Annotated in this window: 1 protein-coding gene; it reads left to right on the forward strand. The window is 67.0% G+C overall.

Annotated features, from left to right (window positions below; translation table 11 throughout):
• The first annotated feature begins 217 nt into the window (after positions 1 to 217).
• Positions 218 to 1,147, forward strand: a complete 930-nt coding sequence (locus J2Y70_RS22240; protein WP_309922734.1) for a transposase — start codon at positions 218 to 220, stop codon at positions 1,145 to 1,147.
• The last annotated feature ends 5 nt before the right edge of the window (positions 1,148 to 1,152 follow it).

A 1,152-nucleotide genomic window follows, 5' to 3' on the forward strand; every position in this document is an offset into this window, starting at 1 on the left:
CGCTTGTGTCTTAGGCAGGTCTATCGTTGAGGTGAGAGCGGAGTGCGGCAGGCCGCTAAGTCGCAGTGCCTCACGAGCACGAGTAGGAGTCAGGGCCGCCGCACTCCGTTTCTCCTGCCAACAAGCCCGAACAGTTGCCTGAGCCGCGAGCTCGAACCTACAAGCATGGGCATCGGCAGGAGATCTCTCGTCCCTGAGTTTACTGCGGAGAACGCCTATGTCTATGCAGCGCTTTGTCGGGATCGATGTCTCCAAGGCCGAGCTGGTCGTTCACGTCTTGCCGGATGGGCTGACCTGGACTCAGGCCAATACGCCCGAGGGGCGTGCCGGCCTGGCCGAACGCCTGGCCTTGCTGGGATGCGAGCGGATCGTGCTGGAGGCCAGCGGTGGCTACGAACGGGCGATAGTGCAGGTGCTGACGCAGGCTGGTCTGCCCGCGGTCCGGCTGCCTGCCCAGCGTCCTCGTGCGCTGGCGCACGCGTTGGGGCTCAAGGCCAAGACCGATGCTCTGGATGCGCGGTTGCTGGCTGTGGCGGCCCAGTGCATCCACGCTCAGCCCACCGCGGTGCTCCCTGCGCCGCTGCAGGCGCTGCGCGAACTGCTCCACCTGCGCAGCACCCTGGTCGCCCAGCGCGATGCGCAGCGCCGCTGCATGGAGCACGTGACCTGCAAGGCGGTGCGCGACCAATGGCTCGAGGTGATCGCGCTGCTGCAGCAGCGCATCTGTAACGTGTCCCGGCAGATCGCACAGGCGGGGGCTGCCTGCTCGAGCCTGCCCAAATTGCCTGGGCTTGGCCCGATCCTGCGCGCCACCCTGGCAGCACGGCTCCCCGAGCTGGGCACCGTGCATCCGCGCAAGATCGTCGCCTTGGTCGGGCTGGCGCCGTTCAATCGCGATAGCGGCCGCTGGCGCGGCCAACGCCGCATCCAGGGCGGACGCGCCGACGTGCGACGGGTGCTGTACATGGCCACGTGGGCCTCCATCCGCACCGGTTCCCCGCTGTCACACACCTACGCCCGCCTGACCGCCGCAGGCAAACCCGCCAAGGTCGCCATTGTCGCGTGCATGCACAAGTACCTGCGATGGCTCAATGCCATTGCTCGAGACCAGGCGCCTTACGCTCCTCCGGAGATCGCTTCTGCATGACAGTT

It is taken from the genome of Xanthomonas sp. 1678, from assembly GCF_031455575.1.
In the GTDB taxonomy this organism is placed as follows: domain Bacteria; phylum Pseudomonadota; class Gammaproteobacteria; order Xanthomonadales; family Xanthomonadaceae; genus Xanthomonas_A.

Coding starts and splice junctions, on each gene's coding strand:
- J2Y70_RS22240 (WP_309922734.1), top strand. CDS start 218: ATGTCTATGCAGCGCTTTGTCGGGATCGATGTCTCCAAGGCCGAGCTG.